Annotated in this window: 1 protein-coding gene; it reads right to left on the bottom strand. The window is 32.9% G+C overall.

Annotated features, from left to right (window positions below; translation table 11 throughout):
* The coding region (locus QNJ52_RS11510; RefSeq protein WP_283722653.1) for a transposase at window positions 1–299 on the bottom strand (299 nt) is incomplete at its 3' end.
* Window positions 300–428 lie beyond the last annotated feature (129 nt).

The following is a 428-nucleotide window of genomic DNA, read 5'->3' as shown; positions in this document are numbered from 1 at the left end:
ATAGTCCTGTATGAAGGCTTCTGTTCCTGTGATAACCACATCATTCGAATACTGTCGTTTAATGATGCTTCAATTCTTCGACCTGAGAAAATAGACTGAGTATAAGCATAAAGAATAACCTTAAGCATCATTTTGGGATGATATGAGGATGCACCCATTCTATTTCTGTACTGTTGATACTCTTCTTCAGGGATTGATTCTACTAGATCATGTACAATGAAACATAAGTCATCCTTTGGAATCATAAATTCTATATCCATTGGCAGTGTGATTTGATTTGTGTTATAATTTTTGTACATAAAGAAGCTCCTTTTCAATGTTTTTGTGGTGATTACATTATATAAAAGGGCTTCTTTTTTTGCATCAAAAAAGCAGAAATTCCATTTAGAATTTCTGCTTTTATCTTGAGTAGGGTTTGTAAATCGAAG

The sequence above is a fragment of the Macrococcus sp. S115 genome, from assembly GCF_030067655.1.
Classification (GTDB): domain Bacteria; phylum Bacillota; class Bacilli; order Staphylococcales; family Staphylococcaceae; genus Macrococcoides; species Macrococcoides psychrotolerans.
Note: the sequence above shows the minus strand (reverse complement) of the source record. Positions and strands in the feature narration are given on the sequence as shown.